We start from the raw sequence: 23,581 nt of genomic DNA, 5'->3' as shown, positions 1-23,581 counted from the left end.
GGCAGGGGGGCGGGGCCGGGGGGCGGGGCGGGGGCCGCCCCTTCCCGTGCCCGGAGGGTTGGGGGAAGGGGCGGGGTGAGGGACGGCTCAGGCCTTGCGGGCCCGGGTCGCCTTCTTCGCCGGGGCGGCCTTCTTCGTGGCGGCCGCCGAGGCCGCCTTCCGGGCGGCCGGCGCGGCCTTGGCCGCGGACGCCGCCTTCTTGGCCGGGGCAGCCCGCTTCGCGGACTTCCGCCCCGGCGAGGACGCCGCGTCACTGATCCGGTCCGCCCCCAGAATGTCCCGCAGGAACTTTCCGGTGTGGCTGGCCGGCTCGGAGGCGACCTCCTCGGGCGTGCCCTCCGCGATGACGAGGCCACCGCCGTTGCCGCCTTCGGGACCCATGTCGATCACCCAGTCCGCCGTCTTGATGACGTCCAGGTTGTGCTCGATGACGATCACCGAGTTGCCCTTGTCGACCAGGCCCGAAAGCACCTTGATCAGCTTCGAGATGTCCTCGAAGTGGAGCCCGGTGGTGGGCTCGTCGAGGACGTACACCGTGCGGCCCGTGGACCGCTTCTGCAGCTCGGAGGCCAGCTTGACGCGCTGCGCCTCACCACCCGACAGGGTCGGCGCGGACTGCCCGAGCCGGACGTAGCCGAGCCCGACCTCGTTCAGCGTCCGCAGGTGACGGGCGATCGTCGGAACGGCCTCGAAGAACTCCAGGCCCTCCTCGATCGGCATGTCCAGGACCTCGGCGATGGACTTGCCCTTGTAGTGGACCTCCAGGGTCTCCCGGTTGTAGCGCGCCCCGTGGCAGACCTCGCAGGGGACGTACACGTCCGGCAGGAAGTTCATCTCGATCTTGATCGTGCCGTCGCCCGAGCAGTTCTCGCAGCGGCCGCCCTTGACGTTGAAGGAGAAGCGGCCCGGCAGGTAACCCCGGACCTTCGCCTCCATCGTCTCGGCGAACAGCCTGCGGACGTGGTCGAAGACGCCGGTGTACGTCGCCGGGTTGGACCGCGGGGTGCGGCCGATCGGCGACTGGTCGACGTGCACGACCTTGTCGACCAGGTCGTCCCCGTCGACCCGGGTGTGCCGGCCCGGCACGCTGCGCGCCCCGTTCAGCTCGCGCGCCAGGTGCGTGTAGAGGATGTCGTTGACCAGCGTCGACTTGCCCGACCCGGAGACGCCCGTGACGGCGGTCAGCACACCGAGGGGGAACGAGACGTCGATGTCGCGGAGGTTGTTCTCCTTCGCGCCGTGCACGGTGAGCCGGCGCGCGGGGTCGACGGGACGGCGCACGTCGGGCAGCGGGATCGACCGTTTGCCCGCGAGGTACTGCCCCGTCATCGACTCCTTGTTGCTGAGCAGCTGCTTCAACGGACCGCTGTGGACGACCTTTCCGCCGTGCTCACCGGCGCCGGGGCCGATGTCGACGACCCAGTCGGCCACCTTGATGGTGTCCTCGTCGTGCTCGACGACGATCAGGGTGTTGCCCATGTCGCGCAGGCGGACCAGCGTCTCGATCAGACGGTGGTTGTCGCGCTGGTGCAGCCCGATCGAGGGCTCGTCCAGGACGTAGAGCACGCCGACCAGGCCGGAGCCGATCTGGGTGGCGAGCCGGATGCGCTGGGCCTCGCCGCCGGAGAGCGTGCCGGCCGCGCGGTTGAGCGAGAGGTAGTCGAGGCCGACGTCGACCAGGAACTTCAGCCGCTCGTTGACCTCCTTCAGGACCCGCTCGGCGATCTTCTTGTCGCGGCTGTTGAGCTTGAGCTTCGCCAGGAAGTCCGCGCAGTCGCTGATCGACATCGCGGCGACCTCGGCGATGGACCGCTCCATCACGGTGACCGCGAGCACCAGCGGCTTCAGGCGCGTGCCCTCACAGGTGGGGCAGGGCACCTCGCGCATGTAGCCCTCGAAGCGCTCGCGCGCGCCGTCGGTCTCCGCCTCGGAGTGGCGCCGCTTGACGAACGGCACCGCGCCCTCGAAGGCGGTGGTGTACGCGCGCTCGCGCCCGTACCGGTTGCGGTAGCGGACCTCGATCTGCGTCTTGTGGCCGTACAGGAGCGCCTTCTTGGCGCGCTGCGGAAGGCCGGCCCAGGGGATGTCGGTGCGGAAGCCCAGCTCACCGGCGAGCGCCCCCACCAGACGGGCGAAGTAGTCCTTGGTGTGGCCGAGCGACCACGGCGAGACCGCGCCCTCGTCCAGGGACTTGTCCTCGTCCGGGATGATCAGGTCGGGGTCGACCTCCATGCGCGTGCCGATGCCGGTGCAGTCGGGGCAGGCGCCGAACGGCGAGTTGAAGGAGAAGGAGCGGGGCTCCAGCTCCTCGAAGGAGAGGTCGTCGTACGGGCAGTACAGGTGCTCCGAGTACATCCGCTCGCGCTCGGGGTCGTCGGCCGCCAGGTCGACGAAGTCGAGCACGACCATGCCGCCGGACAGGCCGAGCGCGGTCTCCACCGAGTCGGTGAGGCGGCGCTTGGCGCCCTCTTTCACCGTGAGGCGGTCGATGACCACCTCGATGGTGTGCTTCTCCTGCTTCTTCAGCTTGGGCGGCTCGGCGAGCTGGATGGTCTCGCCGTCGACCCGGGCCCGGCTGTAGCCCTTGGTCTGGAGGTCGGCGAACAGGTCGACGAACTCGCCCTTGCGCTCACGGACCAGCGGTGAGAGCACCTGGAAGCGGCTGCCCTCGGGCAGTTCGAGCACCTTGTCGACGATGGCCTGGGGCGACTGGCGCGAGATGGGCCGGCGGCACTCGGGGCAGTGCGGCTTGCCGATGCGCGCGAACAGCAGACGCAGGTAGTCGTAGACCTCGGTGATGGTGCCGACCGTCGAGCGCGGGTTGCGCGAGGTCGACTTCTGGTCGATGGAGACGGCGGGCGACAGTCCTTCGATGAAGTCGACGTCCGGCTTGTCCATCTGGCCGAGGAACTGGCGGGCGTACGAGGACAGCGACTCGACGTACCGGCGCTGGCCCTCGGCGAAGATCGTGTCGAAGGCGAGCGAGGACTTGCCCGACCCGGAAAGACCCGTGAAGACGATGAGGGAATCGCGCGGCAGGTCGAGCGAGACGTTCTTGAGGTTGTGCTCGCGCGCGCCACGGACGATGAGACGGTCGGCCACGCCGGTCCGCACCTTTCATAGGGAGAGGGAGCTGCAGGACCCCCGATCAGGGTAGGGGGGCCGCCGCGGTGATGTCGTTGATTCCTGGATGAATCCGGACAGGGTCCCAACGCTTCTGAGCGAGAACCCATTCCCGAGCGTATAGCACGTGCATTCGATTTACGGACTCGTCCGGCCACCTTCACCCGGACGAGTGGCGGGGCTATCGTCGGCGCCATGATTGATCACGCGCGCGACCTGGCCTCTGTACGCGAAGCCACCGAGCGGCTGCTCACCGCAGCCGCCGCACTGGACAACGCCTCCGTCGCCGAGCCGTCACGGCTGCCCGGCTGGAGCCGGGGCCATGTGCTCGCCCATATCGCACGGAACGCGGACGCGCTCGTCAACGTACTGGCCGGGCGGCCCATGTATGCGAGCGCCGAGACCCGGGACGCGGACATCGACCGCGACGCGCCCCGCGCGCTGGACGTCCAGCGCGCGGACGTGCGCGACAGCGCGGCCGGCTTCCAGGCGGAGGGCGAGCGGCCCGCCGACTGGTCGCGCACGGTCGAGCTGCGCAACGGCGTGACGGACAGTGCGGCCCGCGTGCCCTTCCGGCGCCTCGTCGAGGTCGAGCTGCACCATGTGGACCTCGGAATCGGCTATGAACTCGAGGACCTCCCCGAGGACTTCGTCCGCCGCGAGACCGACTTCCTCGCCGATCGGTTCGCCGGCCACAAGGATGTGCCGCCGATCGCCCTGAGCGACGACGCCGGCCGCACCTGGACCACCGGCGGCGGCGCCGAGGGCGGGCCCGTCCAGGTGAGCGGCCCCGCCGCGGACCTCATGGGCTGGCTCGCCGGACGCCGCGACGGCGCCGCCCTGAAGGCGACCGGCGGGACGCTGCCCGCCCTGCCCCCGCTGTGACCCCGGCGCTAGGCTGAGCCCATGACCTACAGCGGAGCGGTGAAGGCCGGCGGCCCTGCCGATGTGCACGAGTTGACGGACCTGATGATCTCCAAGGTGGAGGTCGGCGCCATGGGCAACAACGCCTATCTGCTGCGCTGCCGCAACACCGGCGAGCAGCTGCTCATCGACGCGGCCGCCGCCCCCGCGACGCTGCTCACGCTGATCGGCGACGACGGCATCGCGTCCGTCGTCACCACGCACCGCCACGGCGACCACTGGCAGGCGCTCGCCGAGGTCGTCGCGGCGACCGGCGCGCGCACCTATGCGGGCCGTTTCGACGCCGAGGGCATCCCGGTGCCGACCGACGTGCCGGTCGAGGACGGCGACACCATCCGGGTCGGACGCGTCGAGCTCACCGCCCGCCACCTCGTCGGCCACACCCCGGGCTCGATCGCCCTCGTCTACGACGACCCGCACGGACACCCCCATGTGTTCACCGGCGACTGCCTCTTCCCCGGCGGCGTGGGCAACACCTGGAAGGACCCCGAGGCCTTCGCGAGCCTCATCCACGACGTCGAGACCAAGCTCTTCGACACCCTGCCGGACGAGACCTGGGTCTATCCCGGGCACGGCAACGACACGACCCTCGGCGACGAGCGCCCGCACCTGCCCGAGTGGCACGCGCGCGGCTGGTAGCCACCGGCCGGCGGCGGGCTCCGCCGCCGGTCCCGCCTGGGGAACCGGCCCGTTCGGTACGCCGAATTGGTCCATGCCCCGATGGTGGCACCCGGCACTGACAATCGGCCGTGCGCGCGTGCTCCCGCCCGCCGTCCACCGAGCCCCCGCGCGCCCCCGTAACGGATGATCACCCCGGGTAGTTGGCGCGACATGCGCACCACCACTCCCCCGCGGTCCCCCGCTCCCCCTTCGATGCTTCGCCTCGCCGCGGCCTCGCTCGCGGGCACCGCCATCGAGTTCTACGACTTCTTCGTCTACGGGACGGCGGCCGCCCTGGTCCTGGGCCCGCTGTTCTTCCCCACGTTCTCCGCGCTCGCGGGCACACTGGCCGCCTTCGGCACCTTCGGGGCCGGATTCCTGGCCCGTCCCCTCGGCTCGGTCGTCTTCGGGCACATCGGCGACCGCTACGGCCGCCGCCCGGTCATGTTCGCCTCGCTCGCGCTGACCGGCCTCGCGACCGTCGCGGTCGGCTGTGTGCCCTCGTACGCTTCGATCGGCATCACGGCGCCCGTACTGCTGCTGGTGCTTCGCTTCCTGCAAGGGCTCGGGCTCGGCGGCGAGTGGGGCGGCGCGGTGCTGCTCACGGCCGAGCACGCGCCCGCCCACCGGCGCGGCCTGTGGACGAGCTTTCCGCAGATCGGCCCCTCCCTCGGCTTCCTGCTGGCCAACGGGATCGTCCTCGCCCTGTCCGCCGGGCTGACCGACGCCCAGTTCCGCGACTGGGGGTGGCGGGTGCCGTTCTGGGGCGCGGGGCTGCTCGCGCTCGGCGGGCTGCTGCTGCGGACCTCGCTCGCCGAGACCCCGCAGTTCCACGAGATGGGCGAGCCGGTCAGGCTGCCGCTGCTCGAAGTGGTGCGCGGGCACTGGCGGTTGGTGCTGCTGACCGCGGGCGCCCTCGCGATCGGGTACGCCGTCTTCTACTCGGTGTCGACGTGGTCGCTCGCGTACGCGACCGAACGGCTCGGGGTCGACCGGACCGTGATGCTGACCTGCATCATGGCCGCCGTGGCGATCATGGGCGTCCTGACACCGCTGGCGGCGCTGCTGGGCGACCGGTACGGGCGCAGGCCGCTCTGCCTGACGGGCTGCGTCGCGACGGTGGTGTGGATGTTCCCGATGGTCGCGCTGCTCGGCACCGCCGAGCCCTTGCTGATGTTCGCCGGGTTCCTCGGCGCGATGCTGGCGTTCATCTCGATGTTCGCGGTGATCGCGGCGTACCTGCCCGAGCTGTACGAGCCGAGGGTCCGCTGCACGGGCGCCGCCGTCGGCTACAACCTCGGCGGGGTCGTGGGCGGCGCCCTCACCCCGATCGCGGCCACGGCGCTCTCGCGCGGCGAGGGGCCGCCGTGGGGCGTGGCCGGGTATCTGACCGGCATCGGGCTGCTGAGCCTGGCCTGTTTCGCCCTGCTCCCCGAGACCCGGCCCGCGCCGGTGGCGCAGCCGGGTCCCGGGGCGGAGCCGGAGGCGGCCCCCGTCTAGGGAGGCCGCCCCGCCGCCGGTCAGGCGCCGATGCTGTCCTTCTCGGGCTGCTCGGCCGCGGCCTGCTTCTTCGCGGCGATGAGGCTGGTGATGGTGGTGATGACCAGCACACCGCAGATGACGCCCAGCGAGACGGGGATGGAGATCTCCGGAACGTTCACCCCGTTCTCGTGCAGGGCGTGCAGCACCAGCTTCACGCCGATGAAGCCGAGGATCACCGACAGGCCGTAGCTGAGGTGGACCAGCTTCTTGAGCAGCCCGCCGATCAGGAAGTACAGCTGCCGCAGACCCATCAGGGCGAAGGCGTTGGCCGTGAAGACGATGTACGGGTCCTGGGTGAGGCCGAAGATCGCGGGGATCGAGTCCATCGCGAACAGCACATCGGTGGTGCCGATGGCGAGCATGACGACCATCAGCGGCGTCATGATCTTCTTGCCGTTGTTCCGCACGAACAGCTTGGTGCCGTGGTACTTGTCCGCGACGCCGAACTTCTTCTCGACGGACTTCAGCAGACGGTTCTCCTCGAACTCCTCCTCCTCGTCACCGGAGCGCGCCTCCTGAATGAGCTTCCAGGCGGTGTAGATGAGGAACGCGCCGAAGATGTAGAAGACCCAGGAGAAGTTGGCGATCACCGCGGCACCGGCCGCGATGAAGATCGCTCGCAGCACGAGGGCGATCAACACGCCGAAGAGCAGCACCCGTTGCTGCAGGTGCGAGGGCACCGAGAACTTCGCCATGATGAGGATGAAGACGAAGAGGTTGTCGACGCTGAGCGACTTCTCGGTGATGAAGCCCGCGAAGAACTCGCCCGACGCCTGGCTGTTGCCGAAGAACAACAGGCCGAGGCCGAAGAGCGCGGCCAGCACGATCCAGACCACGGTCCAGATGCCGGCTTCCTTGACCGACACGTCATGGGGCTTGCGCCCGATGAAGAAGTCGGCCGCGATCAGGGCACACAGACCAAGGATGGTCAGTACCCACAGGGTCATTGAAACGTCCACTGCGCCTCCGGCGTCGTACGGCTACTGATCAGCGTCGTCGCTGCCGGAGGTCTCTTCCACCCGGGCGCCTTCCCTCGCACCGCGGGCCGGCGCCCCGGGACCCGTCCCGTGGGTCCGTATTGACGGGAACGCCGCAGTCGGGAGTACTCCCCTCCGCTGGAAAGAAGCCTACCCGAATAACCAAGAGAAGGTAAAGAAATTGGTAAAGAAGGACCAAAAGGCCAGGTCGGGGGCGTCCGTTCTGGTCCTGATGGCCGAGCGGCCGGGGCAGGCCGGGCCTCAGTGCGGCCAGGTCGCGCGGGCCTCGCCGACCTGGCCGAGCACCTGCTCCAGGACGCGGCTGCCGGGCGGCGCGAGCGGTGGCTCGTACGTCCAGGCGTGCCCCACCCACGGGTCGGCGAGATGGTCGTCGGGGACCGGTGTCAGCCGCAGCAGCGAACGCCACAGCGGCTGCAGGACCGGGCCGTACTCGCTGGCGTCCTCGCGGTCGGCCACCATCAGCAGGTGCACCCCGACCGAGGGCCCCTCGTCGGCGAGGTAGCGCAGCTGGTTCAGCGCGCGGTCGTCGAAGCCGTGCGGAAAGTCGTTGACGATGAGCAGTTGCTCGCCGGTGTCCATACCGGGCGGCAGCGCGTCGGCGCCCGCTCCGGCGCGCACCGCCATCTGCACCAGGTCCACCCGCTCGGTGAGCCGGGCGAGCACCTCGGACACTCCGGCGGCGCCCGCCGCGGGCGGTGCGGAGAGCACCCCGGACCGGGTGAGCGGGGCCAGCCGGCCGGCGGCCGAGCCGGCCGGGTCGATGACGTGCACGGCGAACTCGTGGGCGGGATAGACCGCGAGCAGCCGGGCCGCGACCGCCACCGCCGTGTCCACCGCGAGGCCTTTGAGCCGATCGGGGTCCATGAAGGCGGCCTCGTCGGAACCGCCGCGCCCCGAGTCGATCCACAGACCTCGTTCGAGGGGCAGCCTGACCAGCATCGGAATGCGCAGCTCCGGCTGCTCGGGCAGCGTCAGATCGCCGATGCGCAGGGCCATCGGGAGCTCCATCGGCACCCGGTAGGCATGCCACACCGGGTTGTCCCAGCGGGCGTACGGGGGCGGAAGCGCGGGCTCGACGACCTCGGACTCGGCGGTCAGCTGGGCCAGATCGCGGTCGAGCGCCTCCCTGGCCCGCCCGACGAGGTCCTCCCGCTTGACGCGGGCCTCCTCGCGCGCCCGTTCCCCGGCGGAACCCATCCGGCCGCGCGGATCGGACAGGGCGCGGTCCAGCTCCTGCTCCATCCGCGAATCCGCGAAGTCGACGGCACTGCGGTAGGCGGCAACCGCCCTGGCCAGGTCCTCGAACATGCCCCACACCTGGTTGTAGAGCCGCTCGTCCATCGACCAGCCGCCGGCGTCGCCCGCGACGGGCGGCGCGGGCTCGCCGGGGGCCGCGGGCGGCGCGACCGGGGCGGGCGACGGAGGCGTGCCGGTCCGACGCCGGGGGTGCGCGTAGTTGATGGGACCGCCGTCGCCGACCGGCTGCTGGGGCACGGCGGCGGGCGGCTCGGCACCGGCCGGCGTGGGACCGACGGCGGCTCCGGGCCCGGGCGTACGCACCCGCGCGTCGTCGCTCGTACGGGGCGGGGGCGCCGCCACCGAGCGGGAGGCGCCGAGCGCGATCGCGTCCTGGATGGTGGCGGCGAGGCGCCCGGCCTCGGGCAGTCCCTGGTCGGCGAGGAGATCGGCCAGGCCGCCCGCGTACCCCTGGCCGATGGCGCGGATCTTCCAGGCGCCCTGGCGGCGGTAGAGCTCCAGGGCCACGACGGCCGACTCGGCGTCGAGGCCGGTGAGGGTGAAGCTGGCGATCTCGGTGCCGTCGAGCGCGGTGACGGCGACGAAGGGGGCGGCCACCGCGGCGAATCGGCTGGGCCCCGCGGTGCCGAGCGGCAGCGCGAGCAGCACATGGACCCGGTGCACGCCCTCGCCCAGGGCCTCCAGGTCCACCGCGAGGCGGTGGTCGGCCGCCGCCTGCCGGGACACTTCGAGGCCGGGCAGCGTCGGTGAGCCGGGGTGGGCGACCCGCTCCGCCCCGAGCACCCTGCCCTGCTCGTCGCCGAGGGTGGCGCCGGCCACGACCGGGGTGCCGGCCGACACCCGGATCTCCAGTCGCGTCCCGGGCAGGGGGTGGTTCTGTCCCCGTACCAGCTCGGCCGTCATCGCCTCTGTCCCCTCGTCGAGTTGATGGTGGTGCGTGTGCCGCGGACGCGGTTGTGGTGCAGCTCCCGGCGGCGTCGTGCCTCCGGGAGCTGCGGTGCTGCGGTGTTCGGTCCTGCGGGGTGTTCGGTACCGCGACGTGCGGTACCGCGGTGCGGTCAGAGGTGCGGCAGGATCGCGGGCATCAGGTCCTGGAAGGTGCGTCCGTTGGCCGCGTTGCCGATGGCGGTCATCTGCCAGCCGGCGCCGGCGCGGTGCACCTTGGCCATGATCTGCGCGGTGTACTGACCGCCGCCATCCAGCGTGTAACGGGCCAGCTCCTGGCCGTTGGTCTCGTCGACCAGACGGCAGAACGCGTTCTGCACCTCCTGGAACGTCTGGCCGGTGAACGAGTTCACCGTGAAGACGATCTGGTCGATGTGCACCGGCACGCGCGAGAGGTCGACCAGGATCGACTCGTCGTCACCGCCCTGACCCGCGCCGCCGACGAGGTTGTCACCGGTGTGCCGGACCGAGCCGTCGTCGCTGACGAGGTGGCGGAAGAAGACCACGTCGACGGGCTGCTTGTCGGCGAAGAGCACCGCCGAGGCGTCCAGGTCGATCTCCTGTGTCCGCTTGCCGAACAGGCCCCGGCGCGGAGCCGCCTGCCAGCCGAGCCCCATCCGCACCGCGGTCAGGGTGCCGCCACCCTGCTTCTCCAGGCTGATGGCCTGACCCTTGGACAGATTGACCGTCACGCGCTGTCCCCTCCCCATGTGTCGTTCTTGACATGCTTTGCGTTGTTGTACGTTCTCGCGCCCGACCCTACGCAGTCGCGCGGGCCGCGCGCTCGCGCAGGGGCCATTTTGTGGCGGTGTTGCAACACATCGCCACCGCCCCGCGCGGACACGTCAGGCGAGGCCCGCCTCCTTCATCTGGCGGAGCTCCTTCTTCAACTCCCCTACCTCGTCGCGCAACCGGGCCGCCACCTCGAACTGCAGATCCGCGGCGGCGGCCCGCATCCGGTCGGTCATCTCCTCGATGATTCCCGCCAGTTCGGCGGCCGGCCGATCCGTGAGCTCCTTCTTCGCGCCCTTGGCACCCTTGGCGGTCTTGGCCGCCTTGCCACCGAGCGAGGGCACCGGGGCCTTCGCCGCCTTGCCCTCCTTGCCCTGGCGGTATCCGGTGCCGAGCAGCTCCTCGGTGTCGACCTCCTCGCGCGCGATGCTCGCGGCGATGTCGCTGATCTTCTTGCGAAGGGGCTGCGGGTCGATCCCCTTCTCCTTGTTGTACGCGATCTGCTTCTCGCGGCGCCGGTTGGTCTCCTCGATGGCCTTCTCCATGGCCGGGGTGACCCGGTCGGCATACATGTGGACCTGGCCGGAGACGTTGCGCGCCGCACGGCCGATGGTCTGGATCAGGGAGGTCCCCGACCGCAGGAAGCCCTCCTTGTCGGCGTCGAGGATCGCCACCAGGGAGACCTCGGGCAGGTCGAGGCCCTCACGCAGCAGGTTGATGCCGACCAGGACGTCGTACTCGCCGGCCCGCAGTTCGCGCAGCAGCTCGATGCGGCGCAGGGTGTCGACGTCGCTGTGCAAGTACCGCACCTGGATGCCCAGTTCGAGGAAGTAGTCCGTCAGGTCCTCGGCCATCTTCTTGGTCAGGGTGGTGACCAGGACGCGTTCGTCCTTCTCGGTGCGCTGGCGGATCTCGTGCACCAGGTCGTCGATCTGGCCCTCGGTGGGCTTGACCACGACCTCCGGGTCGACCAGACCGGTCGGGCGGATGATCTGCTCCACGAAGCCGTCGCCGCGGGAGAGCTCGTACTTGCCGGGGGTGGCCGACAGATAGACGGTCTGGCCGATGCGGCCGAGGAACTCCTCCCACTTCAGCGGCCGGTTGTCCAGCGCGGACGGCAGCCGGAAGCCGTGGTCTACCAGGGTGCGCTTGCGCGATGCGTCGCCCTCGTACATCGCGCCGATCTGCGGCACCGTCACGTGCGACTCGTCGAGGACGAGCAGGAAGTCCTCGGGGAAGTAGTCGATCAGCGTGTTGGGCGCGGTGCCGGGGTCGCGGCCGTCGAAGTGCATCGAGTAGTTCTCGACGCCGGAGCAGCTGCCGATCTGGCGGAGCATCTCCAGGTCGTAGGTGGTGCGCATGCGCAGCCGCTGGGCCTCCAGGAGCTTGCCCTGCTTCTCCAGCTCCGCGAGGCGCTGCTCCAGCTCCTTCTCGATGCCGTTGACGGCCTTCTCCATGCGCTCCGGGCCCGCCACGTAGTGGCTCGCGGGGAAGACGTACAGCGACTGGTCCTCGCTGATGATCTCGCCGGTGATCGGGTGGAGGGTGGACAGGGCCTCGATCTCGTCCCCGAACATCTCGATGCGGACGGCCAGTTCCTCGTAGACCGGGAAGATCTCGATGGTGTCGCCGCGCACCCGGAAGGTGCCGCGGGCGAACGCCATGTCGTTGCGGGTGTACTGGATGTCGACGAAGCGGCGCAGCAGCTGGTCGCGGTCGATCTCCTCGCCGACCTTCAGCGGCACCATGCGGTCGACGTACTCCTGCGGCGTGCCCAGGCCGTAGATGCACGAGACGGAGGCGACCACGATCACGTCGCGCCGGGTCAGCAGCGAATTGGTCGCCGAGTGGCGCAGGCGCTCGACCTCCTCGTTGATCGAGGAGTCCTTCTCGATGTAGGTGTCCGACTGCGGGACGTACGCCTCGGGCTGGTAGTAGTCGTAGTACGACACGAAGTACTCGACGGCGTTGTTGGGCAGCAGCTCGCGGAACTCGTTGGCCAGCTGGGCGGCCAGCGTCTTGTTCGGCGCCATGACGAGCGTGGGGCGCTGGAGCTTCTCGATCATCCAGGCCGTCGTCGCCGACTTTCCGGTGCCGGTCGCGCCGAGCAGGACGACGTCCTTCTCCCCTGCGCGGATGCGCTTCTCCAGCTCGGCGATGGCCGCCGGCTGGTCACCGCTGGGCTGGTAGGGACTGACGACCTCGAAGGGCGCCACCGTACGTTCGATCTTGGAAACGGGCCGCATGCAACCACCGTACGACCCACCACTGACAACCGCGGTCCGATCGGGCTCCGCTCACCAGTCGTGCGGCGAGGCGGAGCCCTCGCGCGGGGGCTCGGACGCCGCCCAGCTGGTGCGCTCGGGGAAGGACGGGCGGTGCCGGGGCGCCGGGATCGCGCGCGGCGGACGCTTCTCCCAGTCCGGCTTGCCCATCACCACCAACGGGTCGAACATCACGACGACCCCGGCCAGGACCAGGAAGGCGACCGGCCCGATCAGCATGGGCGCGAGCAGCGCGGCGGACGACTCCCCGCCGGCCGGCGCCCCCACGGCGCCGCTGTGCAGCTGGACGCTGAGGGCGGCCATCCCGGTGTAGTGCATGCCGCCGACGGCGACGCCCATGACCAGACTGGCGCCCAGGCTGGCGAGGAAGCCGCGCACCGAGACGGCGGCCCACAGGGCGGTGGTGGCGGCCACCACCGCGATCACCACGGAGATGCTGACGACGACGGTGTTGTACTGGAACTCGCCGTTCATCCTGATCCCGGCCATGCCCAGGTAGTGCATGGTGGCGACGCCGAGCCCGGTGATGGTGCCGCCGGTGACCAGGGCCATGGGCGTGGCTCCCCGGTAGCCGACGATGAAGACCCCGATGCCCACCATCACGATCGCGACGGCCAGGCTGGCGAAGGTGATGCCGCGGTCGTAGCCGAACGGCACCTCGTGGACCGAGAAGCCCATCATCGCGATGAAGTGCATGGTCCAGATGCCCGACCCTATGGATGTGGCGCCCAGCGCCAGCCAGGCGGCCTTGAAGGAGCGACCGGCCCGCAGGGACCGGGCGGTGCAGCGCAGGCCCAGCGCTCCCCCGAGGCAGGCCATGATGAACGCCACCACCGGCGTCACCAGGCCGTAGCTGAATCCGTCGACCGTCCCGTGCATACTCGTGTGCCCTTCACCCCGTGCCGACTGAAGAGGCCCTACTCCTGTTGCGACCCTGGCTCGGGGCGACATTAGGGCTCGCTGGGCGACAGGCAAACATTTTCCGGGCAATTTATCGACTCCGGGTACGCGTGGCACTGCCATCTGAGCGGATTCGGTCGCATGGACACCCGCCACCGGACCGCCGGGTCCGCCGCGCGCACGGCGTTGTCAGTGGGCGGTCGTACGGTGGTCGGCATGAGCAGCACCGCGCAGTTCGTCGAGTGGACCGTAGTCGGGAGTGACATCGGCCCCCTGTTCCTGGCCGCGACCGGCCAGGGCCTGGTCAACGTGGTGTTCCACGCGGACGAGCCCGTGCGCGACCGGGCCGTGCGGGCCCTCGCCACCCGGTTCGGCACCGATCCGGCCCCGGCCGTGCCCGGCCGTCCGGGCCCCCTGGAGGAGCCCATACGCCAGGTGGAGGCCTACTTCGACGGCACGCTGCGCGCGTTCGCGCTGCCGCTGGACTGGTCGCTGTCGTCCGGGTTCAACCGTCAGGTGCTCCGCGAGCTCGCGGCGGGCGTGCCGTACGGGACGGTGGTCGGCTACGGCGACCTCGCCCACCGGGTCGGTCAGCCCGGGGCGGCGCAGGCGGTCGGCGCGGCCATGGGGTCGAATCCGCTGCCCGTGGTGGTTCCCTGCCACCGCGTGGTGGAGAGCCATGGCGGCCTCGGCGGGTTCGGCGGCGGCCTGGAGACCAAGCGGCAACTGCTCGCGCTGGAAGGGGTGCTCCCCCAGCCCCTGTTCTGAGCCGGGGCGCCCACCCGGCCCGGCCCGCTCCCGTACCGGTACGGGCTGGCACACTGCGCCGGTGACCCCACTCCCCGAACCCCCGGGTGCCGGCTCCGAGGCGCCCGGCGCGGCAGCGCTGCCCGCGCTACGACGCCGAATAACCACCGTGCTCATCGCGAGCCAGATGCTCGGCGGGCTCGCGAACGCCACCGGGATCGCGCTGGCCGCGGTACTGGCCGCCGAGATCAGCGGCAGCCAGGCCCTGTCGGGGCTCGCCTCCGCCGCCATGGTGGCCGGGCCCGCGCTCCTCGCGATGCCGCTGGCCGCGCTGATGACCCGGCGCGGGCGCCGGCCGGGTCTCGTGCTGGCCTATCTGCTCGGGGCGGCCGGCGCCGTGGTCGTGGTCACCGGGGCCGTGCTCGACAGCTTCCCTCTGCTGCTGTCCGGCATGGCCGTCTTCGGCGCGGGCTCCCTGGGCAATCTCCAGGCCCGGTACGCCGCCGCCGACCTCGCGCAGCCGGCACGGCGGGCCCGGGCGATCTCCACCGTGGTGTGGGCGACGACGATCGGCGCGGTGCTCGGCCCGAACATCGCCGCCCCCGCCGGCCACAGCGTCACCCGCTTCGGCATACCGGCGGCCGCGGGCCCGTTCGTCTGGGCGGCCGGAGTGTTCCTGCTCTCCGCCGCACTCGTCGGCGTGCTGCTGCGGCCCGACCCGCTGCTGACCGCCCGCGCGCTGGACGGCAGCGCGGCGCATTCCGCGACGGCCCGTTCACTGCGGGCCGGGGTGCGCGCGGTCCGGCAGTCGCCGAGGGCCCGCCTGGCGCTCGTCACGGTCGCCGTGTCCCACACCGCCATGGTGTCGATCATGTCGATGACGCCGGTCGCCCTCACTCGGCACGGCGCGGACATCCAGCTGATCGGGCTCGTCATCAGCGTCCACATCGCGGGGATGTACGCGTTCTCCCCCGTGATGGGATGGCTCGCCGACCGGCTGGGGCGGCTCTCGGTGATCGGCCTCGCGGCCGGACTGCTGTGCTGCGCGGCCCTGTTGGCGGGCACCGCGGGCACGAGCCACGGCCAGACCATGGCCGGGCTCTTCCTGCTCGGCCTCGGCTGGTCGGCGGGGCTGGTCTCCGGCTCGGCGCTGCTGACCGACTCGGTGCCGGGGCCCGCCCGCGCCGCCGTGCAGGGCCTGTGCGATCTGACCATGAACGTGGCGGCAGGCCTCGGCGGCCTCACCGCCGGCCTGATCGTGGCCCGCGCGGGCTACGGCTGGCTGAACGCGGCCGGGGCCTCGCTGCTGCTGCCGATGGCGGGCCTCGCCCTGTTCACGTCACGACGGCACGGCAGGGGGGAAACGCCACGGACGACCGCTACGGACTGATCGCCGCGAACCGACCGCCACCCGACCGTGAACCCGTTACGCCGGACCGACCCCTGCCCGCGCGCCCCTCGCCACGGCCCGGTCGCTGCGGGCCCGGCCCATGGGTCCCCTCCACGGTCTGCTGGCCGGAGGCTCGCTAGAGGCTCTAGAGGCTCCGGAGGCTCGCTAGAGGCTCTAGAGGCTGATGTGGTAGGCCTTGCGGAGCGTCTCGTGGACGGTCCAGGTGGTGCGGTCGCCCGCGCGCAGCACACAGGCGTCACCCGGGCCGACCTCCAGGGTGTCGCCGCCCGCCACGTCGATGGTGGCACGCCCGCTGACGACCACGAACAGCTCGTCCGCCTCGGTGTCGGTCACCACGCCCGGCGTGATCTGCCAGATGCCGCGGAGCTGCTTCCCGTCCGCGGACTCCCACAGCACCTTCCCGGTCACCTCCGGGGCACCTGACACGATCTGCTCCGGGTCGAGCGGCTCCGGCTCCAGCTCGGCGTCGGGGACGCGTACCGCGAAGGAGGCGGGTCCGAGCGGCCCCCCGTCCTGGGGTCCGGGGCTCGTGGGTGCGGCGGCAGAGGCTTGGTCCGTGGTGCTCATGACGGGTCAATCTAGCCGTGCCCGGCACCGTCTTTGACCGACAGGACGACCAGGTCCACGGGCCCGCGCACGACAGTCTGTCCAGTGCGCCCGCCCGTACGGCGCACGGCCGGTGGACCGCCGTCCGCCCGCGCGGGCCGCGGCCGGTGAACCCGCTTGCCAGGGCGTGGAGTTGAGGGACGTTTACCCGGCTTCCGGGTGTGCCAGGGATGGGGCATGCCCTTTGACGACGTACCTGATGAGACCACGGTGTCGGAAGAAGTACGGACGGCTCTCGACGAGGGGCGGCCGGTCGTCGCCCTGGAGTCGACGATCATTTCGCACGGCCTGCCACGACCGCGCAATCTGCGCGTCGCCCGCGAGCTGGAGCAGTTGGTACGCGACGGGGGCGCCGTTCCCGCGACCATCGCGGTCCTGGACGGGCGGCCCCTGATCGGCCTGGACAAGGCGCAGTTGGAGCGGGTGGCCAACGAGGAGCTGCGCAAGCTCGGGCACCGCGATCTGCCGATGGCGCTCGCCACCGGCGCGAGCGGCGCCACCACGGTCTCGGCCACCGCGTTCCTGGCCGCGCGGGCGGGGCTGCGCGTCTTCGCGACCGGCGGGCTCGGCGGTGTCCACCGGGAGTGGACCGAGACGCAGGACGAGTCCGCGGACCTGCGCCTGCTGGCGACGGCTCCCCTCGCGGTGGTGTGTGCCGGCGTGAAGTCGATCCTTGATGTACCGGCCACGTTGCAGCGCTTGGAGACGCTCGGGGTGTCGGTGGTCGGCTACGGCACGGAGCGGTTCCCCGGGTTCTATCTGTCCAGCTCCGGCGAGCCCGTCGACTGGACGGTGCGTACGCCCGAGGAGGCGGCCGGCGTCCTGCGGGCGCATCGCTCGCTCGGGCTCGAAGCGGCGGTGATCGTGGCCAACCCGGTCCCGGAGGCCGAGCAGCTCGATCCCCGGCTGCACGACGAGGTGCTTGCGTCCGGCCTTGCCGCCTGCCGCGCGGCGGGCATCACGGGCCAGGCCGTCACGCCGTTCCTCCTGAACCACCTGGTCGAGCACACGGACGGGGCCTCCCTCGAAGCGAACGTGGCGGCGGTACGCGGCAATGTCCGGCTCGCGGCGGACATCGCGGCGGCGCTGTGAGCGGAGCCGGGGGCGCCACGGACGGGGCCGGGGGCGCCATGGGTGGAGCCGGGGCCCCCGCGGGCGGGCTTCTGGTGGTCGGGGACGTGGTCACCGATGTGGTCGCCCGTCACCGCGGCCCGCTCACGCCCGCCACGGACACACCGGCCGACATCCGTACGGTGCCGGGCGGAGCGGGCGCCAACGCGGCCTGCTGGGCGGCCAGTTCGGGCTGTCCGGACGTACGGTTGCTCGCCCGGGTCGGCCGGGACGCGACCGCCTGGCACGACCGGAGGCTGCGCGGCTCCGGCGTACGCCCCCTGCTGATCCCGGACGCCGACGCGACCGCCGCGACGGTGATCTCCCTCGTCGACACGGCCACGGCGGAGCGCACCTTCCTGACCGACAGCGGCGCCGTCCACCGGATGAACCCCGCCGACTGGTCACCCGCCCTCCTCGACGGCATCGCCCATCTCCATCTCTCGGGCTACCTGTTCTTCGCCGAACCGTGTCGTCAACTGGCGCTCATGGCAAGGGAGTCGGCCCGGGCCGCCGGTGTCACCGTGAGCCTGGATCCGGCGTCGACCGGGTTCATCGGCGCTCTGGGCATCGAGACGTTCCTGGCCCTGACCGAGGGGATCGACGTACTCCTCCCCAACGCGGCCGAGGCGTCCTTCCTCACCGGCCTGCCCGAACCGGCGGACGCGGCAGTCAAGTTGAGCCGCCGGTTTCCCCTGGTGGCGGTCACGCTGGGCGCGGCCGGGGCCCTGGTGGCCGCGGGCGGGAAGGTCGTCGCAAGGGTGGCCGCGCCTCAGGTGCGGGCGGTGGACTCCACGGGCGCGGGCGATGCGTTCACCGGCGGCTTCCTCGCCGCCCGCCTGCGCGGCGCGTCCCCGGCGGAGGCCGCCGAAGCGGGGTGCCGGGCGGGGACGCTCGCGGTGGGGGTGGTGGGAGGGCGGCCGGGGGCGGGGTAGAGGGCCCGGGGTGCCGGGGCGGGGGATGTCCGTTGACGGATGTCAGAGATCAGAATCTGTCATCCACCGACTGTCGTTCCTCACCCCTCCCCATCACGCCTCGCCCCTCCCCTCCTGTCTCACGCCTCACGCCTCACGCCAAGCCGGATGCCGAGGGTCGTCGACCCGCACCACGACATCGGCCGCCTCGCTCGGCCGCACCTCCGACTCGTACCGCTCGAAGGCCGTCAGCGTCCAGCGCGCGCTCTCCTCGGTCCGGCGACGCAGGGCGGGCGGTGACAGCCGTAGGTGGACGGTGAGGTCGAAGGGGAACCAGCGCCCGAGGAGCAGCGGGCCGTGCACGAGCAGTACGCCGCCCTCCGGGAGGGCCTCGTACGGGCTCCGGGTGGCCCGGTCGGTCACGGGGTCCCAGAGGTCGGGCAGCACCCGGCCCGTACCACCCGGGTCCAGCGGCCCGAAGACCTCCCGCCACAGGGCGCCGGTGTCGAACCAGCCGTCGAAGTACGTGTCGGGGTCCTGGCGCCCGAATTCGAAGCGCAGCGACGCCGGCCGCAGGAAGCCTTCGGTGGAGAGGGCGAGGATCGGTCGGCCGCGCGTCCTGAGCTCTTCGGCGATGCGCCGGGACAGCTCTTCGGGGTGGGCGGCGGGCGCCCCGTCCACGCCGATGCGCAGCCAGGAGCCGTCGTCGGCCGGTTTGAGGTCCATGGCCCGTTCGGCGAGGGCGTCGGCCAGCCGTTCCCAGGTGATCGCTTCGAATCGCACGTCCCCATCATGCGCGGTGGCCGGGCGTACGGGTCGGGAGGAAGGCCCCCGGGAGCGGAGGCGAAGGCGGAGGCGAAGGCGGAAGCGAAGGCGGAAGCGGAAGCGGAAGCGGGGCCGCGGACAGGAGCGGGCCCGGAGGCGTAGCCGGCCCCCGGGCCCTGAGTGATGCCACCGCAACTGCACACGCCGGTCCGCTTGAGAACCCAGGTCAGTCTCAATCCGTCGCGTCCTGCCTTTGGACCACCGCGGATCGGTAGGGAATGCGAGTGGAGCTCCGCGGGCCGGACTCGAACCGGCAATTCGACGCACATGGGCCTGGGCCGGTTGGTTCCGGCGATCGGTGGCGCATGCTGAGTCTGGAGCGAGAGTCTGAGATTGATGGCGGATGCGTGATTCGCGCCCGCCCCGTCACGACAAGCTTCAGTTTCAGCTTTGCGCTCCTGGCGCACCCGGCCGTGCTGTGCCCGGCCGGGAGTTCTGGGTCATCGCGTACTCCCACGACAAGTCGTGGTCACGCGACAGGACGTGGTCACACGACAAGGCGTGCTCACACGACGGAGGTTCATCCGAAAAGGTAGCCGAATACGGCGTCGCCCACCCGCTGGTCGGTGACGTCGATGCCGTTGGCCTCCTCGCGGGCGAACTTCACCGCCTGCTGCAACTTCTCGACGCGGGCGACGAGTTCGTTGACGCGGCGGGCGGGCAGCGCGCCCGAGAACTTGACGGTCGTCCAGTAGCCGACCGGCACGTCCTCGTAGTACACCTCGACCTGGGCCGGGTGTTTGTCGGTGGCTTCCGCCTTGACGTGGTTGCGCGGCACCTTCTTCGTGCGCAGCGTGCGTACCGGTTCGGTCTTCCAGGAGTCCGTGGACGGGTCCTGCACCCACGCTTCGGCGGCGTCGAGCACGGGGAGGCGGCGCACGAAGGCGTTGATGTCCGTGAGCTGCTTCTCCAGGAAGAGCAGGTACGAGACGGGTGCGGCGGCCACGAGGGTCCGCCCGTCGACGGTGATGTCGGCGCGCGCCTCGCAGTTCGCCCAGTCCTTGGTAGCGGTCACGTCGAACAGGCGGGTCAGCGTGGCGGCGGTGTCCCGCAGGACGTCCTCGGACCTGACCTGCACCCGGGTGGACTCGGGCGGGAGCTGCTCACCCTCCTCGTCCTTGGGCTGATAGGTGCGGGAAATACCAGCCAGCAACGCGGGCTTCTGCAGCCCGTGCTGAGCGGCCGTCAGGTCCTGGTGGGACTTCGACTTGATTCCCTTTTCGACTGCGATGATCTGATTGAGTTTCGCCACGTGGGGAAACGTAGCAATCTCAATCCGCCTTGTTCCACTGGTTATTGCGCGGGGAATCAGAGAAGGGACGGACGAACAGGGAGACTTGGGCAAGGAGGGTGGTCCCATTCTCGTCATACAGCCCCGGCATCACCATCGCTGCGCCGGATGCGGTCGCGCCCCGCTGAGGCATCTCGTCCTTGAGTCGGGCTCGCCGCTCTGTCTGGACTGCGCGGATCTGGGCCATCTGGTGTTCCTGCCGCGCGGAGACACCGCGCTCACCCGCCGTGCCCGCTCGGGCAGTTCGCTCTCCGCCGTCGTGGTGCGCCGCGATCGGCGCCGGCGGCGCTATGAGCGGCAGGGCGTCTTCGTCGAGGAGGCCGCGCTCGCCGCGGCCGAGGCCGCCTGCCTGGCCGATGCCGAGGCGCGGGCCCGTCGGCGGGCCCGGGACGCCGGGCGACGGGCGGCCGAGGACGTCCGGTTCACGGCGGCCCTGACCGCCGAGATCCTGCGCCTGTTTCCGGGCTGTCCGGCCGAGCGGGCCCGTGACATCGCCGAGCACGCCTCGGTGCGGGGCAGCGGCCGGGTGGGCCGGTCGGCGGCGGGCCGTGCGCTGGACGCGGCGGCGGTGACGGCCGCGGTGCGCGCGTCCGTCCGCCATCTGGACACGGAGTACGACGCGCTGCTGATGGCGCGCGTCCCGCACAACAGGGCACGGGCACGGGTGGCCGCCGCGATCGACGCGGTCCTGGCGGCCTGGTCGGCGGGCGGAGCCGGCGAGCCCCGCAAGCCTTGCGGGCCTTGCGGGCCTTGCGGGTCGCCCGCGTCGGCGCCGGACAAGGCCGCCGAACCACTCGCTTCGGCGCCGCACGAGGCTGGCGAGCCACCCGTTTCGGCGCCGCACGAGGCCGCCGAACCACCCGCTTCGGCGCCGCACGAGGTAGCCTCCAGGGTCGCGGAAGGCCAGCCTCCTCTTGCGTAAGAATTCCATTCACTCACAGTTCTTCCGCATAGAACGATTCCCTTCCGGGGCTCCGGCAGGGCAGGATGGCTCCGCTCGACCCAAGCCGCCCGTTCCCCGCCACCCCAGGCGGGCCCATGCCCCAGGCGAGGTAACAGCCGATGCCGAAGCCGGCCACCGTGGAATCCGACCCACCCGAGCGACTCGCCCCGTCGCTCGACGAGGCCCCCCTGCGCCCGTTCCATCTGAGGGTGACGGCGACCACGTTCGGAGCGAACTTCTCCGACGGCTACGCGCTCGGCATGATCGGCGCGGTCCTCGCCACCCTCACCGACGCCCGCCACCTCTCGGGCGTCTGGCAGGGCCTGCTCGGCGCGTCGGCGCTGATCGGACTCTTCTTCGGCAGCATCGTGCTCGGCCGGGTCGGCGACATCATCGGCCGCCAGAAGCTGTACATCTACAACTTCGTCCTGATCACCGTCGCCTCCGCCCTCCAGCTCTGGGCGCGTGACCCGGCGCTGCTCTTCACCCTGCGCGTACTGATCGGCTTCGGGCTCGGCGCGGACTACGCCGTGGGTCCGACGATGCTGTCCGAGTTCGCACCCCGCAGGCTGCGGGGCGTACTCCTTGGCTCCCTCACCGTGATGTGGACCGTCGGTTATGTCATCGCGGGCATCCTCGGCACCTATCTCGGCAAGTCCGAGGGGGCGGCGTATCTGCTGCTCGCGTCCGGCGCCGTGCCCGCGCTCCTGGTGCTGCTCCTCCGCTTCGGCACGCCGGAGTCGCCGAGCTGGCTGATCAGTCAGGGCCGCGTCGCGGAGGCCCGGGCCATCGCCCGGAAGTACCTCAGGGCGGAGCTGGGCGCGGCCGAGGTCGCCCCGCCCGAGCGGCGCACCAGCACGGCGGGCGCCTACCGGGAGCTCTTCTCGCCGGGCCAGGCCAGGCGGACCTGGTTCGGCACGGTCTTCTACAGCGCGCAGGTACTGCCGTACTTCGCGATCTACACCTTCATGCCGACCATCCTGGCCGCCCTGCACGTCCCCGATCCGGACCTGCAGAACCTGCTCCTCAACCTCTTCCTGCTCGGCGGCGGTGTCCTAGGTCTCTGGTTCCTCCAGAAGTGCGGCCGTCGCCCCTTGACGATCGTCACGTTCGGCATCATGACGGCGGCGTTGACGTTGATGGGTGCCTTCGCCCATGCCTCCACGATCGCCCTCATGGTGCCGTTCCTCGTCTACACCTTCGTGATGGCCGGCGCCTCGAACCTCACCCAGGTGTATCCCGCCGAGCTCTACCCCACGCATCTGCGCGCCACCGGCGTCGGCTTCCTCAACGGCACGAGCCGCATCGCGTCGGCCGTCGGCACGTTCATCCTGCCGGTGAGCCTGGAGCACCTCGGCCTCAGCGGCTCGATGTACTGGCTGGCGGCCGTGCTGCTCGTCGGGATGCTGGTGTCGCTGGCGTGGGCCCCGGAGACCCGCGAGTCGGTGACGACGTCGGGCGGCTGAACCGGCGGGCCCCAGAGCGGCCCCCGCCCCACATGCCTTGCCATAGCTGAGGCGATGCCCTCCAGCAGCCCGGGCGGCACCACGGGCCCCGGGCCGCCCGGCCGCCACGGGCGTGGCCACGAGCCCCACCGCGAGCGGACCCCCGAACTCCGCAACTGCCCTTCCGTGCAAGGAACTTGAGCCCAACGCCATGGGGTATCCCTCCCTCATGACGACTGCGCCGGACCGCCCCCTGCTGCTCCTCGACGTGGACGGCCCCCTCAACCCCTACGCGGCCCGCCTGCCCCATCTGCGCGGCTACCGCACCCACCGGCTCCACCCCTCGGCCTGGCTCTCCCGCCAGACCCCGGGCTCGCGGCCGCACCGGCGCGGCCTGCGGGTCTACCTCAACCCGGCGCACGGCCCCCGGCTGCGTTCGCTGCCCTACGAACTGGCCTGGGCCACCACGTGGATGGACGAGGCCAACGAGATGATCGGCCCCGCCATCGGCCTCCCCGCGGACCTCCCCTTCATCGCCTGGCCCGAGCTCTTCGCCACCGACCCCGACGGCCTGTACTGGAAGACCAGACCCCTGCTGAAGTGGGCCGCGGGCCGACCGTTCGCCTGGGTCGACGACATGATCACCGACCTGGACGAGACATATGTGCGCGACCACCACGACGCCCGCGCACTGATGGTGCGCATCCACCCCCGACGGGGCCTGCGCGAGGCCGACTTCCAGCGCCTGACCCACTGGGCAAGCGGCTCATAGGGCGAGCGGCCCACAGGGCGCAGCCCGTGCCCTTCGACACCCCGGCACCTTTGCTCCTTTCCCCGGGCGACGGCCGCACATCGGCGAGTAGGCTGCATTCCGCGCTCTTGGGGAGAGCATTAACTTTCCGTGAACAGAGGGCAGTTCGGCC

Annotated in this window: 18 protein-coding genes and 1 pseudogene; 10 read left to right on the top strand and 9 right to left on the bottom strand. The window is 71.3% G+C overall.

The annotated features are described in order from the left end of the window. Positions 1-87 precede the first annotated feature (87 nt). Positions 88-3,102 (bottom strand): excinuclease ABC subunit UvrA, encoded by a 3,015-nt coding sequence (gene uvrA, locus IE267_RS06675; protein ID WP_167154039.1) that lies wholly within the window; start codon positions 3,100-3,102, stop codon positions 88-90. Between the two features lie 216 nt (positions 3,103-3,318). Between uvrA and IE267_RS06670 the strand changes: the two genes are divergently transcribed. The 3 genes from IE267_RS06670 (at position 3,319) to IE267_RS06660 (ending at position 6,207) form a co-directional block, all read left to right on the top strand. Then, positions 3,319-4,008 (top strand): maleylpyruvate isomerase family mycothiol-dependent enzyme, encoded by a 690-nt coding sequence (locus IE267_RS06670; RefSeq protein ID WP_189762405.1) that lies wholly within the window; start codon positions 3,319-3,321, stop codon positions 4,006-4,008. Between the two features lie 21 nt (positions 4,009-4,029). Beyond that, positions 4,030-4,686 (top strand): MBL fold metallo-hydrolase, encoded by a 657-nt coding sequence (locus tag IE267_RS06665; protein ID WP_161244845.1) that lies wholly within the window; start codon positions 4,030-4,032, stop codon positions 4,684-4,686. 234 nt (positions 4,687-4,920) lie between these two features. Further along, positions 4,921-6,207 carry an MFS transporter gene (locus IE267_RS06660; protein ID WP_167156347.1) on the top strand — a complete coding sequence of 429 codons (1,287 nt, stop codon included), beginning with the start codon at positions 4,921-4,923 and terminating at the stop codon, positions 6,205-6,207. 20 nt (positions 6,208-6,227) lie between these two features. Here IE267_RS06660 and IE267_RS06655 read toward each other — a convergent pair whose 3' ends face one another. The 5 genes from IE267_RS06655 to IE267_RS06635 form a co-directional block, all read right to left on the bottom strand. Beyond that, entirely contained in the window at positions 6,228-7,208 is a 981-nt protein-coding gene (locus tag IE267_RS06655) for a TerC family protein (protein ID WP_161244846.1), read from the bottom strand. A gap of 279 nt (positions 7,209-7,487) precedes the next feature. Then, positions 7,488-9,407 carry a TerD family protein gene (locus IE267_RS06650; RefSeq protein WP_189762404.1) on the bottom strand — a complete coding sequence of 640 codons (1,920 nt, stop codon included), beginning with the start codon at positions 9,405-9,407 and terminating at the stop codon, positions 7,488-7,490. A 155-nt stretch (positions 9,408-9,562) separates the two neighbouring features. Continuing rightward, complete coding sequence (locus tag IE267_RS06645; protein WP_100574447.1) at positions 9,563-10,141, bottom strand: TerD family protein; 579 nt, start codon at positions 10,139-10,141, stop codon at positions 9,563-9,565. Positions 10,142-10,294: 153 nt separating this feature from the next. Then, positions 10,295-12,427 carry an excinuclease ABC subunit UvrB gene (gene uvrB, locus IE267_RS06640; RefSeq protein ID WP_167154030.1) on the bottom strand — a complete coding sequence of 711 codons (2,133 nt, stop codon included), beginning with the start codon at positions 12,425-12,427 and terminating at the stop codon, positions 10,295-10,297. 51 nt (positions 12,428-12,478) lie between these two features. Beyond that, complete coding sequence (locus IE267_RS06635; RefSeq protein WP_167154028.1) at positions 12,479-13,345, bottom strand: MHYT domain-containing protein; 867 nt, start codon at positions 13,343-13,345, stop codon at positions 12,479-12,481. A 237-nt stretch (positions 13,346-13,582) separates the two neighbouring features. On the opposite strand from IE267_RS06635, the gene IE267_RS06630 reads away from it, so the two are divergent. After that, entirely contained in the window at positions 13,583-14,134 is a 552-nt protein-coding gene (locus IE267_RS06630; RefSeq protein WP_189762403.1) for a methylated-DNA--[protein]-cysteine S-methyltransferase, read from the top strand. 166 nt (positions 14,135-14,300) lie between these two features. Further along, a complete protein-coding gene (locus IE267_RS06625; protein WP_373304485.1) occupies positions 14,301-15,503 on the top strand; it encodes an MFS transporter in 1,203 nt (400 codons plus the stop codon). 174 nt (positions 15,504-15,677) lie between these two features. On the opposite strand, the gene IE267_RS06620 is transcribed toward IE267_RS06625, so the two are convergent. Continuing rightward, positions 15,678-16,091 (bottom strand): cupin domain-containing protein, encoded by a 414-nt coding sequence (locus IE267_RS06620; RefSeq protein WP_167154024.1) that lies wholly within the window; start codon positions 16,089-16,091, stop codon positions 15,678-15,680. A 216-nt stretch (positions 16,092-16,307) separates the two neighbouring features. Between IE267_RS06620 and IE267_RS06615 the strand changes: the two genes are divergently transcribed. Further along, positions 16,308-17,222, top strand: a complete 915-nt coding sequence (locus IE267_RS06615; RefSeq protein WP_189762401.1) for a pseudouridine-5'-phosphate glycosidase — start codon at positions 16,308-16,310, stop codon at positions 17,220-17,222. 38 nt (positions 17,223-17,260) lie between these two features. Then, the gene (locus IE267_RS06610; protein ID WP_189762400.1) at positions 17,261-18,175 is read left to right on the top strand and encodes a carbohydrate kinase family protein; all 915 of its coding nucleotides are present in this window, start codon (positions 17,261-17,263) and stop codon (positions 18,173-18,175) included. A 126-nt stretch (positions 18,176-18,301) separates the two neighbouring features. Here IE267_RS06610 and IE267_RS06605 read toward each other — a convergent pair whose 3' ends face one another. Next, positions 18,302-18,937, bottom strand: a complete 636-nt coding sequence (locus IE267_RS06605; protein ID WP_189762399.1) for a nucleoside/nucleotide kinase family protein — start codon at positions 18,935-18,937, stop codon at positions 18,302-18,304. A 562-nt stretch (positions 18,938-19,499) separates the two neighbouring features. Next, positions 19,500-20,231 carry a DUF7873 family protein gene (locus IE267_RS06600; protein WP_167154018.1) on the bottom strand — a complete coding sequence of 244 codons (732 nt, stop codon included), beginning with the start codon at positions 20,229-20,231 and terminating at the stop codon, positions 19,500-19,502. A 106-nt stretch (positions 20,232-20,337) separates the two neighbouring features. On the opposite strand from IE267_RS06600, the pseudogene IE267_RS06595 reads away from it, so the two are divergent. From IE267_RS06595 to IE267_RS06585, 3 genes and pseudogenes are all read left to right on the top strand, one after another. Further along, positions 20,338-20,976 (top strand): annotated as a pseudogene (locus IE267_RS06595) (DUF2293 domain-containing protein); the annotation flags it as partial. 356 nt (positions 20,977-21,332) lie between these two features. Then, entirely contained in the window at positions 21,333-22,679 is a 1,347-nt protein-coding gene (locus IE267_RS06590) for an MFS transporter (protein WP_167154013.1), read from the top strand. A 208-nt stretch (positions 22,680-22,887) separates the two neighbouring features. Beyond that, entirely contained in the window at positions 22,888-23,430 is a 543-nt protein-coding gene (locus IE267_RS06585) for a hypothetical protein (protein ID WP_167154011.1), read from the top strand. The last annotated feature ends 151 nt before the right edge of the window (positions 23,431-23,581 follow it).

This window comes from Streptomyces xanthochromogenes, assembly GCF_014650455.1.
Lineage (GTDB): Bacteria > Actinomycetota > Actinomycetes > Streptomycetales > Streptomycetaceae > Streptomyces > Streptomyces xanthochromogenes.
The sequence above is the reverse complement of the archived record's forward strand: the minus strand, read 5'-3'. Positions and strand labels throughout refer to the sequence as shown.